The sequence below is a fragment of the Acinetobacter tianfuensis genome (assembly GCF_003611465.1).
Classification (GTDB): domain Bacteria; phylum Pseudomonadota; class Gammaproteobacteria; order Pseudomonadales; family Moraxellaceae; genus Acinetobacter; species Acinetobacter tianfuensis.
In genome coordinates this window covers 64,366-81,378 of the sequence record NZ_RAXV01000012.1, presented here as the reverse complement: position 1 = coordinate 81,378, position 17,013 = coordinate 64,366, and the positions used below count along the sequence as shown (strand labels likewise).

Here is a 17,013-nt window from a genome sequence, read left to right as displayed (position 1 = left end):
ATGAGAAAAAATAGAAAAATAGAAAACGGAATCAGTAAAACTATAGAGCTGCAGAGGAATTGGCTTACTTATATTTTTTATTTAGATTGTAAAATAGTATTTTAGATATGATTGATATAGTCTGAATAATAAATTAAAAAAAGGAATAGTATTTATAAAATATTTTGATTAAAAAGTAAGCTGATTTAATGATCATTCAGTTAAAACATATTATAAAAATAGAATGTTTGATGCAGAAACTACAGAATTTCTTGGAAAAAGTCGGTATTGTTAAGGTCATATAAGGACTGTCTTGTCTTGAGGCTTTAACCAAGAGTTCATGCTCGTCAGTCTGTTTGTAATTTAGCAATGTGTGCTCAAAAGGTGTGCATCTGAATCAAACAACAAGAATTAGTTTTGATCATCTTTTATGTTCGCGATACAACCATAACAAGCGGCATTTAAAAGGGTCTAAAGATTTAGGTGTTTTATGTCAGATAATCGTGAGAATTGGTCTGCGCGATCAGGATTTATCATTGCGGCGATTGGTTCTGCAGTGGGTTTAGGCAATATTTGGCGCTTTCCGTATGTGGCCTATGAAAATGGCGGCGGAGCCTTTTTGGTACCTTATTTGGTTGCAATTTTTGCTGCTGGTTTGCCTTTGCTGTATTTGGACTATGCTGTAGGGCATAAGTTCCGTAAAGCGCCTCCAACAGCGTATAAGAAGCTGATGAATGCGGAATCATTAGGCTGGTGGCAAGTCATGGTGACGTTAATCATTGGTATTTATTATGCCAGTGTGTTGTCATGGGCTGGCAGCTATATGTTCTATTCGGTTGGACAGCAGTGGGGAGCAGATACACAGGCATTCTTCTTTTCTTCTTATTTACAAAATGGTGAAGGTTTAACACTCGGTTTTGTACCGACACTATTCGCTGGATTAGTTGTAGTGTGGGCTGTGGTCATGTTTATCCTCTATGGCGGTGTGCGCCGCGGTGTAGAGTTGGCGAATAAGATTTTCATGCCTCTGTTGGTTATTTTATTTACTATTTTGGTTATTCAAGCGGTACGTTTGCCAGGTGCAACGGATGGCTTAAATGCATTCTTCACACCCAATTGGGGGGCTATGGCCAATTATAAAGTTTGGCTAGCGGCCTTCGGTCATATTTTCTTTTCATTGTCAGTGGGCTTCGGCATCATGTTGACCTATGCCTCATATTTGAAAAAGAAAACCAATTTAACGGGTTCTGGTGTAGTTGTTGCATTGGCAAACTCTTCATTTGAAATCTTAGCGGGTATTGGTGTATTTGCTGCGCTTGGTTTTATGGCGCATAGCGCAGGCGCTAGTGTGCAAGATGTTGTATCTGGCGGTATTGGTTTAGCCTTTATTGCATTTCCAAAAATTATTTCGAGCATGGGATCGGGCGGCGATTTATTTGGATTCTTGTTTTTTGCATCGTTAACGGTTGCTGGTATTACTTCAATGGTCAGTATTCTTCAGGTGCCTATTCAAGCATTCCAAGACAAGTTAGCGTGGTCGCATAAAAAGTCTGTAACGATTGTTGCTGGCGGCTCAGCGGTTGTATCTACGCTGATTTTCTCGACTCATAGCGCAATTACATTTGTAGATATCATTGATTATTTTGCAAACAATATTGGTATTGTTGGCGGCGGTTTATTATCGATTATCTTGGTGTCATGGTTCCGCCGTCCATTGTTGACTCAGCTTAAAGAGCATATTAATCAGTATTCAAGTATTAAATTGGGTGCGGGTTGGAGCTTTTTATTGACGGTCATTACCCCGCTTTCATTATTGGTTGCTTTATTGCTGACTGTAAAATCGGTTATTGCTGAAGGGTATGGCGGCTATTCTGCTGATATTCTATGGATTGTGGGCGGTGCAACAATAGCGGTATTTGTATTGGGTGCTATTGGACTGAGCTGTATGAAAGATAAAGAATCTGGGGAGAACTAAAATGAATAGCTCTGCATTGATGATGATGATTATTTCTATGGTTCTGCTTTGGGGCGGATTGGTCTTGGCTACTATTCACCTTGTGAAGCATCCGGATGAGGAAGAGGATTAAAGTTTCATTGATTATTGATTGGTAGAACTCAAAAGCATCTGAAATTTTCAGATGCTTTTTTATTTTTATAGATATGTTAGACAGCACAGATATCATGATCAGCAATCAAAGCTTTTCTTTGTTGTTGGAAAAAGCTGAACTGGCTTTACTGATTAAAGTTTAGGCGCCAACCAGTTGCAAATTCATAAAACGCAGTTTAAACAGCACAAGTTGTGCAGCTATGGATGCTGCTGCGGTAGAAGCTGCTAGCTATTCAATTAATAATGTAACGATAAGCGGCAAAGATTGTCTAGTTTAACGTATTACTGTAACTAATATGGGGGATTCAAAGCTGACAGATGTCGCTGTGAATGATATGTACCCAGCTTATACCATTTCATGGAAATCTGGCACGGTTCTGCCGATGACCAGCAGCGCTGAAGTGGTGCAGGACGACGGTTCTAAAGTTAAAACGACATTTTCATCGCTTTTACCTCAAGAACAAAAGTCACTGTATTTTGGTATAAAAATGCAATGATTTGGTGATGATTCGACAATAAAAAAGACGGCGAATCAGCCGTCTTTTTTTGTCCTTAAATTTTGATCTTAAGCTATTTTTTCAATTCGGCAGTAGTAGAAACCGTCACCTTGTCCATTTTGCGGCAAGAGCTGACGGCCGTGAATTTGCTCAATGCCCCAATCGGCATCAATTTTCACTTCTTTGGCATTTGGTGTTGCAGCAAAGAAGTCCACCATCTGCTGTTCATTTTCTGCTTTTAAAATTGAACAGGTAATGTAAAGCAACGTACCGCCGACTTTCAGCTGCTGCCACATATTTTCTAAAATCTGCTTTTGCAAAGCGACTGTTTTAGGGATATCTGTCGATTGGCGGAGCAAGCGGATATCTGGATGGCGGCGCATGACACCAATGGCTGAACATGGCGCATCTAATACAATGCAATCCACCAGCTCTGGCGCGGTCCAAACTGTTGCATCAGCCGCTAGTATTTCCACTTCAGCATATTCGGTTAAAAGCAGGCGTTCGAGATTTTCATTGACGCGGACTAAACGCTTGGCATCTTGGTCAATGGCATAGAGTTTTTTAGGGCTGTACTTTTCCAAAATGTGCGCAGTTTTTCCGCCGGGTGCAGCGCATGCATCGACAACAGTTAAACCTTCCAAGTTCGGTACTAATGATGCACACAGCTGCGCATGTTCATCTTGTACAGAGAAGCCGCCAGCCTCATAGCCTGGCAGGTTTGGAATATGCACATTTTGCTCGAGTACAATGCCGACATCTGACAGACTGCAAGGACGGGCTTCAAAACCTTCTTCTTCTAAAATTTCCAAATATTCATCACGGCTGACTTGATTGATGTTGACGCGTAAAGTCAGCGGTGCAATCTGTTTTAAATGATGTGAAATTTCAGGAAGCAGCTCTTTCCAGTCTTTTTTAAGGCGTTTGAATAGCCAGCTTGGCAAGCCATGCGCCTGATCCAGCGCATAGCCGAATTCTTCTGTTTCACGTGAAACACGTCGAAGCACAGCATTGACCAAACCGCTCATAGACTCAAAGCCCAGCTGTTTTGCAGCAGTCACTGTTTCCGAAATTGCAGCATGTGCAGGAATACGGGTGCAGAGCAGCTGATACAAACCTAAATATAAACAGCTTTCTAAGGCTTCATTGTCTAAAGGTTTGGTTAAAAGCGGTAATGTAATTGCTTTTAAGCCATGCCATTGACGCAAGCAGCCTAAAGTCAATTCATGGTATAGGCCGCGGTCACGCTCGGATACGATATTAATATGCTGATTTAGTACTGAAGCGAGAGATTGGCCATTTTGTACAGCCAATAGTGTTTTTACAACTTGCGCGCGCAAATTCAAATTTTTTGATGACGATTGAATTTGGCTCATGCGAATATATTTCCTGCTGCTAATTTTTGAGTTTGGTTAATTTGTACTGGATTTAGGGCTTTGCCGCCTGGCCATTGAAGGCTCGTCAGGCAAATGGCTTTTGCATCGCCGCAAGCGACATGTACGCCTTGTTTATCAATATTTAAAATGGTGCCTGCAGGTTTTCCTGACGCATCTTCATTTGACAGCGCTGAACCCCAAACACGTAAGTTATTGGTTTCATCTAATGGAATAAATGCCACTGGCCATGGGTTAAATGCGCGGATATTGCGGTCAATGCTGACAGCATCCTGTGACCAGTCAATTTTTGCTTCAGCTTTCGACAGCTTATGCGCATAAACCGTTTGCGATTCATCCTGCACTTCACGCGTATCTAAATAATGCTTTAAGGTTTCTTCTGAGCTTAGAACTTGAACAATTGCTTCTGCGCCCTGAATGGCTAATTTGTCATGTAAAGAGGCAGAGGTGTCCTCTGCTTCAATAGGGCAAACGGTTTTGTACATCATATCGCCCGTGTCTAAACCTGCCGCCATTTTCATAATGGTCACGCCAGTTTCTGTATCGCCTGTGCTGATTGCCCGCTGAATAGGAGCTGCGCCGCGCCAGCGCGGCAGCAATGAGCCATGGATATTCAGACAGCCATATTTCGGGGTATCGAGGACGGCTTGCGGCAAGATTAAACCATAGGCTGCAACCACCATAACATCAGCATTTAACGCTGCCAGTTCAGCCTGAGCTGCGAGACCTTCATCTGTTGAGGCTTTGAAATGCAGCGGCTGAAAGACCGGAATATGATGCGCTAGAGCAAGCTGCTTTACTGCAGATGCTGTCAGTTTCTGTCCGCGGCCTGCTTTGCGATCCGGCTGTGTATATACAGCCACAATTTCATGTTCTGTAGGAATGAGTGCAGCGAGCGCTGTTGCTGCAAATTCTGGTGTACCCGCAAAAATGATCTTCACAAAAAAGCCTAGCCGCAAAAAAGTCGATTATATCAAACCTGCCTTTAGAAGGGATGTTAAAAAATTTTAACTTTCCAGCGCTGTTGAATTTATCAAAAAAAACTAAAATAAGAAGGACGAAATACATAAGAATATTTATCTGCATTTGAGAAAATAATTTTTAATTTTGCTGCTGGCGGCGGGCATGCGGCAGATGACAGCAATATGTCGATTCATTTAGATTCAATATGAATTTCAGCAAAACAGCAAAATGGTGTGCTGACATTCAATCTAAGTAATACTGAAGGTTGTGTTTTATTCAACAAAAATATTTTTCTATTATCGGATTTGTGTAAATTGGGCAGATATTTATTTGATTTAAAAGGCCTCTTGGTAAGCCTTTGGGTTTTTCTCATGCGGCATTTTTATTAGAGTGATGGGGCGTAAAAGATTAAAGCGGAACGTTGAATGTTGAAAAAGGTGATGGTTATTTAAATTTTAGTTCATTCTTCTAAATGTAAATGAAATAAATCATAATGTGATTAATGGCATAAAGTTCAAGCCTTGCTGTCATTTCAGCCAATTGATTTAATTAGCAAACAATCACGATAAGCACAATAAGTGTGAAATGCTTCTCATATTCTTTGTAATTGATTTCACATATTTTATGTGTGAAGCCCTGTTGTATTTAGTTATGTTTTTTGAGCAATCAGCCAGTTTGCTGCACGATATTTAAAAAAAATGCAGCAGATAACAACTAAAAACACAGGTATCTCTCATGAATAAAATCTATAAAGTTATTTGGTGTCAGGCCCTTTGTACATGGATAGCAGTATCCGAATTGACCAAAGGAAAAGTTAAATCCTCTGCAGTAAAAACACAAAAACTAAGCGCAGTTCAACAACAATCGAAACCGCAAATTTTTGAATGGAAACTCAAAGCCGCCGTCGCTTTACTATTAGGTTTCTCGGCAAATCTTTATGCAGAGCAAGGGGTTAGCGGCGGTGTAGCTACTGGCTCTGGCGCTACAGCAATTTCAGCATGTAACAAATTAAATGTACCTTCTGCGTCAGGTACTCGAGATGCAGCTAAGGCCATTGGGGCAGATTCACTCGCTATAGGCTGTAATGCAAATGCAGTCGCGACCAGTGCGATCAGTATCGGCGGTCGTGATGGAGGCGGTTTCAAGGTTGATTTGAGTACTTTACAGTTGGCTTCTGTATCGGGAGTAGCTGCCGATTTAATGCTGACATCTGGCGAGACTCATTATAATGGCAGCTTGGTGAGCCGCAATAGTAATTCACTAGGAGTGAGCAATGCCGTGCTTTCAGGGTCTGCTATTGCGATTGGTAATCGCATCAAAATTTTAAATGGCAATACTATAGACTCATTGGCAGATTTAGATGATCAAGGTCTATTGTATGATGGCTTAGCGAGTGCTAAAGCAATTGCAATTGGAGATACAGTAACGGTAGGTTCGAACTCGGCAACAGCAATTGCAATTGGTGATACTTCTTCAATTAGTAATAATGCACGTGAAGCGATTGCTATAGGCGCTCATGCGTCAGCCAGTAAAACAGGCGGTGTAGCATTAGGCGCGTACAGTACGACAGCAACAGCTGCAGATGCGCCAGCAGGTGCCACGATTGGAGTGATCAATCTTGGTGATAATCAAACTTCTGTATTATTAAAACGTAATTTTGCAGGTTCATTTGCAGCAACACCTGATAATGCAGGCCGTCAAATATCAGTCGGCAGTGCAGGCAAGGAGAGGCAAATTAAAAATGTGGCGCCAGGTATAATCAGTAAAACCAGTACCGATGCAATTAATGGCAGTCAGTTGGTTGCCGTTGTTGAAGGTGTTGTTGCTCATATTGATGATACTGCGGCAGTGGTATATACCCAGCCTGGCGGGACGCCCGTGAAAAAGGCTGCCAATGGAAAATGGTACAAAGCAGCAGATATTAATCAAGATGGCACTTTGGTTGCAGGAGCAACAGAAATTGCGCCAAACAGCATTATTACTTCAGTGAAAAGTGCAGGCGGTTCAATAACTGCACCAACGACATTGACCAATGTTAAGGCGGGCGCCAATCCTACCGATGCGGTAAACGTATCGCAGCTGGGTACGGCAGTGAGCAATGCCAGCCTGAACTTTGAAGGCGATGTTGCTGCAACAGGCGCGCCCGCAAATAATTTTAGCCGCAAAGTGGGTGAAACCACAAAAATTGTAGGGGGCTTAACAGATCCAGCTTTGCTGAGCGACAGCAACATCGGTGTTGTTTCAGACGGTGCAGGCAAACTTACGGTAAAACTGGCGAAGAATCTGCAAGCGTTAGACAGCGTATCTATCACGGGCGGTCCGACCATGAACAATGGCGGGATCAATATGAATGGTAAGAAGATTACCAATTTGGCAGCAGGAACAGTATCGAGTACCTCTCAAGATGCTGTGAACGGCAGTCAGCTATATAACGTGTCGAACAGTATCAAAAATAGTATTGGCGGCAATACCATTATCAATCCAGATGGTTCGATTGCTACTGTCAACTTGGGTGATACTGGCCAAGACAACATTCATGATGCTTTGAAAACCATTAACAATACGGCGAACAACGCCAACAAAGGCTGGAAACTCAGTACCAATGGTGGAACTGCCACACAAGTTGTGCCAGACCAGCGGGTTGATTTTTCCAATAGTGATAACAATGTCAAAATCACCAATAACGGTTCAAATGTTACGGTCAATTTAAATAATAATCTGGACCTAAGCCCTGCGGGCAGTGTGACCATGGGAAATACTACGGTCAACAATGGCGGTTTAACCATTCAAAATGCTGATCCGAACAAAGTGGTAAGTGTGACAGATGCAGGCATTAATGCCGGAAATAATAAAGTCACCAATGTGCAGGATGGCTTAATTGCAAATGGTTCTAAAGATGCCGTCAATGGCGGTCAAATCAAAAATATTGCCGACAGCATTAAAAACAGTATTGGCGGCAATACCGTAGTTAACCCAGACGGCACAATTACGACCAATAACATTGGCAATACGGGTGCAAACAATATTCACGATGCGATTTCTAATGTGAATACTGCAGCCACCAAAGCGAAAACGACAGTGACGCAAGGTGCAAATATTGTGGTCACACCGTCAACCAACCTCGATGGTTCAACCAATTATCAAGTAGCGACAGCAAAAGATGTCAGCTTTGATAATGTGAATGTCAGCAATAATGTCACTGTGGGCGGAAACGTAACGGCAAATGCATTTCAGGCCGGGAATACCACGGTTAACAATGGCGGCGTAACCATTGCAAATGCAGATCCGAATAAAGTGGTCAGTGTAACGGATGCAGGCATTAATGCCGGCAATAACAAAGTGACCAATGTCGCTCCGGGAGCAATCTCAGCAACCTCGAAAGATGCAGTGAACGGTTCACAATTGAATGCCAGCAATAATGCATTCAATACCTTTCTGGGCGGCGGCGCAGTTTATAACGATAATACCAAGACTTATAGTGCGCCGACCTATGTCATTAACAACGGCACAACGACCAGCAGCTACAATAATGTGGGCGATGCGCTTGGCGCATTGAATCAGGCCGATACGAAAATTAATAGCCGTATTGATATATTGGGCGACCAGCTGGAACAGAGCTTCCGCACTGCCAATAACCGTATTGATGATGTGGAAAAGTTGGCAAATGCGGGTGTTGCAGCAGCTATGTCTTTAGAAAATGCGCCGTATATTGCAGGCAAATTTACCTATGCAGTAGGCGCAGCCTACCACGGCGGTGAAAATGCGGTGGGCGCAACACTGCGCAGAACAGCAGATAATGGCCGCTGGTCTTTGACAGGCGGTGTCGCTGCCGCCTCTCAGGGTGATCCAAGTATCCGTATTGGCATCAGCGGTGTCATCGATTAATGGAAAATAAAGCAAATTGCTTGAATACTTTTCAAAATAAATAGAGTGGATATAACAATGAATACAACACAATCTATTGCAGTAATCGCCCTGATGCTATTGGGCAGCAGCAGCGTATGGGCTGCTGAACAAATCAACTTAACGCAGGCCGCAGCCGATATTGAGTTTCCAGAGCCCAATAAAAGCTATTTAAAGCAAGTGCACCGTTATGAATATGAAGATGTGCTGCGTTTAGAAAACGGCTTAAACAAAGATCAAATCCGCAGGATTCTAGGGAATCCGCAATTCAGTGAAGGCTTGTTTGCAGTGCGTAAGTGGAATTATGTACTCGATATCCGAGTGCCGGAAACACAAACTTACCGCCGCTGCCAGCTGCGCATTGACTTTGACAAGGATTATATTGCAGAGCGTTATTCATGGCGCGGTGAAGCCTGTCAGGGCTTAGTGCAATATGGCGCAAATAATGAAACGCCAATTGTACCTGCCGCTGTTCCTGTGCCAGAAGCGCATGAGGCGCATGTGTTATTTGCCTTTGACCGCGGTGACGCAGCGGGCATTGAACAGCAGTCCATGCAGCTGAATGAACTGCTGGGTTATTTAAATGCTGGAAGTCAGCGGATTAATATTGCTGGCTATACCGACAGAAAAGGCACGGCCAGCTATAACCAGCGCTTATCTGAACACCGCGCAAAAACGGTAGCCGACTTATTAGTCCGTCACGGCATTGCGCCAGAGCGGATTAATATTGCTGCGCAAGGTGTAACAAATGCGTATCGAAGCTGTGAATCGCAGCTCAAGCGATCCTTAGAAATTCAGTGTCTGTCACCTAACCGCCGAGTGACCATCAGCTGGTAAAACAGCTGCGTGAAATGAAAGACTTAAAAAAAGCATTCTGAGGAATGCTTTTTTTATGCGGGTTTGGAGTACATATTATATAAATAAAACTCATGCAAATTGTAAAAATTATTCATGAAAGTTTTGTATTTAATCCTGCATGATAGCGTTATAGTAGCTTAAATATTGAAATTTATCGTGTCTGCATCGAAGCTCATTCATCGACATATCTGCGCGGTTATATGCATTTTCCGCTGCTTTGCATAACTGCAGCTTAATTTATGATATGTTTAAAATTAAACTGATTTCATGCTCACGATCATAAAGATCCAGCCAGAGTGAACGCATTATTCACTCAAGCACAAACATTGTTGGAATAACACCATGCCTGATTATCGTTCAAAAACATCGACACACGGAAGAAACATGGCGGGTGCGCGCGGCTTATGGCGCGCAACTGGTATGAAAGATGAAGACTTCGGCAAGCCTATTATTGCGGTTGTAAACTCATTTACCCAATTTGTACCGGGTCACGTTCATCTGAAAGACTTAGGTCAGCTTGTGGCGCGCCAAATTGAACAAGCAGGCGGTGTGGCTAAAGAATTCAACACGATTGCAGTGGATGACGGGATTGCGATGGGTCATGACGGCATGCTGTATTCATTGCCGTCACGTGACCTGATTGCAGACTCCGTCGAGTACATGGTCAATGCACACTGCGCAGATGCGATGGTGTGTATTTCGAACTGTGACAAAATCACACCGGGAATGCTCATGGCATCTATGCGCTTGAATATTCCAGTGGTCTTTGTATCTGGCGGTCCAATGGAAGCGGGTAAAGTTAAAATCCGCGGTAATGAACACGCGATTGACCTTGTCGATGCCATGGTTGTAGCGGCTGATGACAGCTTCACTGATGAAGAAGTGGCTGCTTATGAGCGCTCTGCATGCCCAACTTGCGGTTCATGTTCAGGGATGTTCACTGCAAACTCCATGAACTGCTTAACGGAAGCTTTAGGCTTATCGCTTCCGGGCAATGGTTCAACGCTTGCAACCCATGCAAACCGTAAAAAGCTATTTGAAAAAGCGGGTCAGTTAATCGTAGAAATTACCAAACGCCATTATGAGCAAAATGATTACAGTTTGCTTCCGCGTAACATCGCAACCAAAGCATCGTATGAAAATGCCATGACTTTAGACATTGCAATGGGCGGTTCGACCAATACCGTTCTGCATTTATTGGCTGCTGCTTATGAAGCAGAAGTTGATTTCACTATGGATGATATTGACCGTTTATCTCGTAAAGTGCCGGTACTGTGTAAAGTTGCGCCTGCGAAACAAGATGTGCATATGGAAGATGTGCACCGTGCCGGCGGCATTATGTCTATTTTAGGTGAATTAGACCGCGCAGGGCTGCTTGATACCTCTGTAGGTACAGTTCACGAAAAAACATTGAAAGATGCTTTAGATAAATGGGACATCATCCGTACAGAAGATGAAGAGGTATATAACTTCTTTAAATCTGCACCGGGCGGTGTGCCGACACAGACCGCATTCTCGCAAGACCGTTATTATTCACGTTTAGATGGTGACCGTGAAAACGGTGTGATCCGTAATGCAGAGCATGCTTTCTCTAAAGACGGCGGTTTAGCGGTGTTGTACGGCAATATCGCATTGGATGGCTGTATTGTGAAAACAGCAGGTGTGGATGATTCTATCCTGAAATTCAACGGTACAGCGCGCGTATTTGAAAGCCAAGATGATGCCGTTACGGCCATTTTAGGCGGTGAAATTGTCGCGGGTGATGTGGTTGTGATCCGTTATGAAGGTCCGCAAGGCGGTCCGGGCATGCAGGAAATGCTTTATCCGACCAGCTACTTAAAATCGAAAGGTTTAGGTAAAGACTGTGCGCTTGTGACAGACGGCCGTTTCTCGGGCGGCTCTTCAGGTCTGTCTATCGGCCACGTTTCACCCGAAGCTGCCGAGGGCGGTGCGATTGGTTTAGTTGAAGATGGCGACCGTATTGAAATTGATATTCCAAACCGTACGATTCATTTAGCTGTTGCGGATGATGTGATGGCTGCCCGCCGTGAAGCGCAAGAAGCGAAAGGCTGGAAACCTGCGAAGGAGCGCCCGCGTAAAGTATCTAAAGCGCTGAAAGCTTATGCAATGCATACTACAAGCGCAGCCAAAGGCGCAGTCCGTGAAATCTAATCTTATTTAGATTTTAGCGCTGTAAAAAGCACGCTTTTAAAGCGTGCTTTTTTATGCAGATTATTTGGCCTTTATTTTATTTGCTATATATCTTTGACCGTTAAATCCATTATATTGGCCTGAATATGCTGCTGCATTGCGTGAGTGAGCATTGAACATTTTGTCTTGAATTGTTATAAGTTTTGCTCAAGGTTTATATCTATTTTATTTCATCCCAACGATGGGAAATAAAACGTTGCGGCGCCATGCGCTGTACTGCTTTGTTAATTGAGGCCTAAGCTCATGTCACTGTTACGCCGCTGGTTTGATCCTATCCGATCGAGGTGGTTTTACGATAAGCCGTCACGCCAGGCTGTATTGCCTACAGAGCAGGGCTTAAGTGTCTATTTGCGCTTGGATGATGTTTACAGTTATTTGACTGCGCAGCAGCTGCCGCAATTAGAAGAAATCCTCAGTGATGAGCTGAAACCGCTGAAGGTGATTATTTCAAATACTGCGGCTGAAGCGCCAAATCATATGTCTGAAGCAGAATGGAAACAATACTGCTTAAATGATGCGCAAATTTTAGCGAAACAGCACCGTTTCAGTTTTCATGAATCGCCAGAACAGCCAACTGCAGAGGCGCTGCAGCAGGCTGAGGTCATTTTAAAAAATACGCCGCTGCGCGGTCAGGACTTTTTATATCTGCTGGAAGATGTATTTAATATGCTTTGGCAGCAGCAGTACGGCAAACTGCGCACCTTGTATGCTATGGCCAGCCGCCATCATCGGCTGCAGCATTTTCCAGAAAGAATATTTCGTGATACGCCGGTATTGGCCAGTTATTTTGAATTTGGCGAACGTCAATATCACGGTGTAGATGATTTGCTGCGCCTAACCCGCCGTTTAAAGCAGCAAAAATTGCTGACGGGCAATCCTATTTTTATGATTAATCATATTGAATGGCGCGAGCATCTGATCAGTGATGCAGAAGAGCTGAATGAAATTCAGGCCATGGATCCCGAGCTGGATTTATATATTGCGCTGGAAGATCCGATCTCGTGGCTGCTGCTGGCCTATATCAAAGAAGAGCTGGCCGATTATTATAATATTTCACTTAATTTATACCCGCTGAGTTACCGCAGCAGAGATGATTTTGACTGGGGTTTAGCAACCCGTTTGTCAAAGCGTACAGGTGTTGCATTTACGCCATTTTGCCGGCCTGATGCGCAGGCTGCGCAAAATATGGCGCTGCTGTATTGCAGTGTGCCGGAAGAGCAGCGGATTGATGCGCTGTATAAAATTATGCAGGCGGTTTGGACCAAAGGTTTGGACTTATCTTATAAAGCGCATTTTCAGGCGATGCAGCAGGAGTTGGGGCTTAGCGAGCTCAGTCAGCAGGATATTCAGGCCTACTTGGCAGAAAATGATATGCATTGTGAAATGAAATCACAGCCGAATTTACCTGTTCTTGAGCTGCGTCTAGATGGGCAGAGTTATGTTTTTAATAGCTTATACCGCGTATGGATGATTGAAAGTATTTTCAGTAATGTGTTAGAAGAGAAGTATAAAGTAGAAAGCGCTGCTGAGAATGAGTTAAGAAATAATGAAGAAAGAAAAGGTTGAAAGTCTAGAACAGGCCCGTACCCAAATTGACCAAATAGATGCATCTTTAATTGAACTGATTTCTGCCCGCCAGTTTTATGTCGATCAGGCAGTACGTTTTAAGCGGACCGTACAGGATGTGCAGTCGCCGGAACGGGCGGAAGATGTGGTGAGAAAAGTCCGCGAATCTGCGCAGGCGCATGGTGTAGACCCTAATTTAGTGGAAAGCATTTACCGTGAAATGATGCATCATTTTATTCAGCGTGAATTAAAGGAAATCCGTCCATAAACGGATTTGCTGCCATTGCAGGTGCGGGCAGACGCCAAACTGCCTGCTATCGGTATTTTGAGAAAAAAAGAAAAAAATATTATCTTTCAATTTAATTTCTGCAAAAAAATGAAATAATAGAGTAATTTCTGCCAAACGCTTAAAGCCGCCTACAGCTCTTTATGGATACTCAGTTACAGTTCAGTAAAATATCTCAAGATCTTGAAAATTATAAAATTGCAATTGATGCGCATTCTATCGTTGCAGTGACAGACGCTCGCGGCGTCATTACGCACGTCAATAAAAAATTCTGTGATATTTCAAAATATTCAGCTAAAGAATTGATTGGCTCTACGCATCAGATTATTAACTCAGGCTGCCATCCCAAGCATTTTTTTAAGCAAATGTGGAAAACCATTGCACAGGGCGAAATTTGGCAGGGCGAAATTTGCAATCGCAATAAAGAGGGAGAGCTGTATTGGGTCGATACCACTATTGTCCCGCTGAAAGATGAGCAAGGCGTATTGCGGCAGTATTTTTCTATCCGTACAGACATCAGTCAACTGAAAAACTCAGAGGATCATGCCCGATATATGGCGCTGCATGATGAGCTGACTGGGCTGCCAAACCGCCGTTATATGCAGGACCGCATCCGTCATGTGCTGGCCAAAAGCCGTGAAAATGATACGCACAGCGCGATGATCATGCTGGACTTGGACAATTTCAAAAATATTAATGACACATTGGGTCATGAACAGGGTGACCGGCTGCTTCGGATCGTCGCGCTGTGCCTGCGTTCTTGTGTGCCTCAGCCAAATTCAATTATACGTCTAGGCGGAGATGAATTTTTAGTCATTTTGTCTGACTTAAATGCGGATTTGGAATTAGCTAAGCAAACAGTTTTGAAAGTTGCCAATAAAATTACTGCAACGTTGAATAAGCCGTTCTATTTAAATAAGCAGCAGATTCATACCGGCGCCAGCAGCGGTATTTTTGTCTTTAAAAACTCAGATTTACCTGAAAAAGAGCTGCTGAAATATGCGGACATGGCGCTGTATCAGGCCAAGGGCAATGGGAAGAATTGTGTCTGTGTCTTTGATCCTGCAATGGAGCAGCGCATTTTAGCCAAAGCTGCATTAATGACGGATTTGCGCCGTGCGCTGCAAGATGATGAGTTTTTACTGCATTATCAGAAAATAGTGAATGCTGAGGAACAAACCATTGGCTATGAGGCACTGGTACGGTGGCTTCACCCTGAAAAAGGGTTGGTCATGCCATCTGCTTTTATCAATGATGTCGAGAAATCGGGCATGATTCATGAGCTGGGTAAAAAAGTGCTGACTATGGCTTGCCAGCAGCTGTATGAATGGAGCAAGCTGCCTGAATATGCGCAGCTCAGTATTTCCGTCAACATCAGTATTGAGCAATTTAATAAGCCAGATTTTGATGAGCTGATTATTCGTCTGATTAATACTTTTGAAGTCAACCCAAGCTTGCTGCGTTTAGAACTGACTGAAAGCATGTTTTATGCAGATATGCACGGCTCTATTGCTAAAATGAATAAGCTGATTCAGCGCGGTTTAAAATTTTCGATGGATGATTTCGGGACTGGATATTCATCCTTAAATTATTTGAAAATATTGCCTTTAAGCCAGCTGAAAATAGACCGTTCTTTTGTTGAAAATATTGTGGAAAATAAGCGTGATTTTGCCATCGTGCAAACGATTTTAAATCTCGCTTTAATCCTCGAGTTGGATGTTGTTGCTGAAGGGGTTGAAACAGAAGAACAGTTTCAGCTGTTGAAAGACAGCGGCTGCACAGCATTTCAAGGATATTATTTTGGCCGTCCGCAGCTCACTGTGTAATTTTCACTATTTTTAAAACAGGCGGAACAGCAGTAAAAAAGCAGCCAGAAGGCTGCTTTTTTATATCAGGCAAGCATTATGATTTATCGGCTAAACTGAAGAACCAATTCAGAATCAGCGCGGCAAAAGTTGCAGTGCCAATACCGCCCAGATTAAAGCTGCCGAATTGCAATGCGAAGTCGCCAGTCCCCAAAATCAGGGTAACAGCAGCAATCATCAGATTTTTGTTTTTCGAAAAATCAACTTGGTTTTCAATCCAAATTTTTGCGCCGGCAATAGTAATCAAACCGAAGACCACAATAGATGCACCTGCTAAGATGGCTGCTGGAATCGTTTGAATGATTGCGCCGAATTTGGGTGAAAGGCCTAAGAAAATTGCAAATATGCCAGCAATGGCAAAAACAATGGTGGAATAAACACGGGTGACTGCCATGACACCAATATTTTCACCATAAGTTGTCATGCCCGGCGCGCCTACGCTGCCCGCTAATGAGGTTGCAACACCGTCAGCAACAAAGGCTTTGCCAATGTGCGGATCAAGATTTTCACCAGTCATTGCAGACACTGCTTTAATATGCCCTAAGTTTTCTGCAACTAAAATCAGTGCAACAGGAGCAATAATCAGCATTGCATTCATGCTGAATTCAGGCCCATGAAAAGTTGGCAAGCCAAACCAAGCTGCTTGAGAAATTGGCGCAAAATTAATGGCTGTGCCATAGCCCATGATATTGGCCACAACGAAATACATAATGTAGAAAGTATAAGGCCAACAAGCAGCAGCAAACGCTGCAGCATGCCTTTGGTAAAGACCGCAATTGAGCCCATGCACATGACCGTCACCAGCGCCATCCACATATTGAATGGGTTGCCAGCTACGCTTTTCACTGTAACAGGAGCAAGGTGAAGGCCAATAATCATCACCACAGAACCTGTGACGACAGGGGGCATTAATTTTTCAATCCAGCGGGTACCGGTTGCCATCACCAATAGGCCGCACAGTGCATATAACACGCCGCAGGCAATAATACCGCCGGCTGCCACCGCAATATTGCCGTTTAAGCCTGAGCCTGCATAACCTGTCGCTGCGATAACTACACCGATAAATGCAAAGCTTGAACCTAAATAGCTCGGTACGCATCCGCCTGTGATCATAAAGAACAGCAGGGTGCAAATACCTGACATTAAAATGGCCAGATTGGGGTCAAAACCCATTAATAACGGCGCCAAAACGGTTGCGCCAAACATAGCAAATGCATGCTGAATGCCAAGCACCGCGCTTTGTGCGGGCGGCAAATATTCTGTAGTACCGACTGGGCGTGCATCGATATCGCCCGTAAAAGGACGCCATTTGGGAAACCAATTGGACATATTTTGTGCACCATGAAGTTAAATTTTGCACATCATACGCCTCTTTTTTGGAAGA

General features: G+C 43.5%; 10 protein-coding genes and 2 pseudogenes. 9 read left to right on the top strand and 3 right to left on the bottom strand.

Annotated elements, in window-relative coordinates:
• Positions 1–469: 469 nt before the first annotated feature.
• The 3 genes from D7V32_RS07280 (at position 470) to D7V32_RS07270 (ending at position 2,583) form a co-directional block, all read left to right on the top strand.
• Positions 470–1,954, top strand: a complete 1,485-nt coding sequence (locus D7V32_RS07280; RefSeq protein ID WP_120402225.1) for a sodium-dependent transporter — start codon at positions 470–472, stop codon at positions 1,952–1,954.
• Between the two features lies 1 nt (position 1,955).
• Positions 1,956–2,066, top strand: a complete 111-nt coding sequence (locus D7V32_RS07275) for a methionine/alanine import family NSS transporter small subunit (protein ID WP_120402224.1) — start codon at positions 1,956–1,958, stop codon at positions 2,064–2,066.
• Positions 2,067–2,382: 316 nt separating this feature from the next.
• Positions 2,383–2,583: a hypothetical protein gene (locus D7V32_RS07270; RefSeq protein ID WP_120402223.1), complete on the top strand. Its 201-nt coding sequence runs from the start codon at positions 2,383–2,385 to the stop codon at positions 2,581–2,583.
• A 68-nt stretch (positions 2,584–2,651) separates the two neighbouring features.
• Here the strand turns inward: D7V32_RS07270 and rsmB are convergent, their stop codons facing one another.
• Entirely contained in the window at positions 2,652–3,959 is a 1,308-nt protein-coding gene (gene rsmB / locus D7V32_RS07265; RefSeq protein WP_120402222.1) for a 16S rRNA (cytosine(967)-C(5))-methyltransferase RsmB, read from the bottom strand.
• A complete protein-coding gene (gene fmt, locus D7V32_RS07260; RefSeq protein ID WP_120402221.1) occupies positions 3,956–4,918 on the bottom strand; it encodes a methionyl-tRNA formyltransferase in 963 nt (320 codons plus the stop codon). The genes rsmB and fmt overlap by 4 nt, the downstream gene beginning before the upstream one ends.
• 769 nt (positions 4,919–5,687) lie before the next feature.
• Here fmt and D7V32_RS07255 point away from each other — a divergent pair.
• The 6 genes and pseudogenes from D7V32_RS07255 to D7V32_RS07230 all read left to right on the top strand — a co-directional run.
• Positions 5,688–8,825, top strand: a pseudogene (locus tag D7V32_RS07255) (ESPR-type extended signal peptide-containing protein); the annotation flags it as partial.
• Between the two features lie 57 nt (positions 8,826–8,882).
• Positions 8,883–9,680: a trimeric autotransporter adhesin/peptidogylcan-associated protein TpgA gene (tpgA, locus tag D7V32_RS07250; RefSeq protein ID WP_120402219.1), complete on the top strand. Its 798-nt coding sequence runs from the start codon at positions 8,883–8,885 to the stop codon at positions 9,678–9,680.
• Between the two features lie 363 nt (positions 9,681–10,043).
• Positions 10,044–11,873 carry a dihydroxy-acid dehydratase gene (gene ilvD, locus D7V32_RS07245; protein WP_120402218.1) on the top strand — a complete coding sequence of 610 codons (1,830 nt, stop codon included), beginning with the start codon at positions 10,044–10,046 and terminating at the stop codon, positions 11,871–11,873.
• A gap of 282 nt (positions 11,874–12,155) precedes the next feature.
• Positions 12,156–13,478 carry a hypothetical protein gene (locus tag D7V32_RS07240; RefSeq protein ID WP_120402217.1) on the top strand — a complete coding sequence of 441 codons (1,323 nt, stop codon included), beginning with the start codon at positions 12,156–12,158 and terminating at the stop codon, positions 13,476–13,478.
• Entirely contained in the window at positions 13,459–13,746 is a 288-nt protein-coding gene (locus D7V32_RS07235; RefSeq protein WP_120402216.1) for a chorismate mutase, read from the top strand. Before D7V32_RS07240 ends, D7V32_RS07235 begins: the two co-directional genes overlap by 20 nt.
• Before the next feature lie 161 nt (positions 13,747–13,907).
• Positions 13,908–15,590 (top strand): sensor domain-containing protein, encoded by a 1,683-nt coding sequence (locus tag D7V32_RS07230; RefSeq protein ID WP_120402215.1) that lies wholly within the window; start codon positions 13,908–13,910, stop codon positions 15,588–15,590.
• Between the two features lie 76 nt (positions 15,591–15,666).
• On the opposite strand, the pseudogene D7V32_RS07225 reads toward D7V32_RS07230, so the two are convergent.
• Positions 15,667–16,958: pseudogene (locus tag D7V32_RS07225) on the bottom strand (solute carrier family 23 protein).
• Positions 16,959–17,013: the final 55 nt, after the last annotated feature.

Bases quoted from the DNA above. Each gene is read 5' to 3' on its own strand.
- ilvD (WP_120402218.1), top strand. From the start codon at position 10,044: ATGCCTGATTATCGTTCAAAAACATCGACACACGGAAGAAACATGGCG.
- tpgA (WP_120402219.1), top strand. From the start codon at position 8,883: ATGAATACAACACAATCTATTGCAGTAATCGCCCTGATGCTATTGGGC.
- D7V32_RS07270 (WP_120402223.1), top strand. From the start codon at position 2,383: ATGGGGGATTCAAAGCTGACAGATGTCGCTGTGAATGATATGTACCCA.
- rsmB (WP_120402222.1), bottom strand. From the start codon at position 3,959: ATGAGCCAAATTCAATCGTCATCAAAAAATTTGAATTTGCGCGCGCAA.
- D7V32_RS07235 (WP_120402216.1), top strand. From the start codon at position 13,459: ATGAAGAAAGAAAAGGTTGAAAGTCTAGAACAGGCCCGTACCCAAATT.
- D7V32_RS07230 (WP_120402215.1), top strand. From the start codon at position 13,908: ATGGATACTCAGTTACAGTTCAGTAAAATATCTCAAGATCTTGAAAAT.
- D7V32_RS07280 (WP_120402225.1), top strand. From the start codon at position 470: ATGTCAGATAATCGTGAGAATTGGTCTGCGCGATCAGGATTTATCATT.
- D7V32_RS07275 (WP_120402224.1), top strand. From the start codon at position 1,956: ATGAATAGCTCTGCATTGATGATGATGATTATTTCTATGGTTCTGCTT.
- D7V32_RS07240 (WP_120402217.1), top strand. From the start codon at position 12,156: ATGTCACTGTTACGCCGCTGGTTTGATCCTATCCGATCGAGGTGGTTT.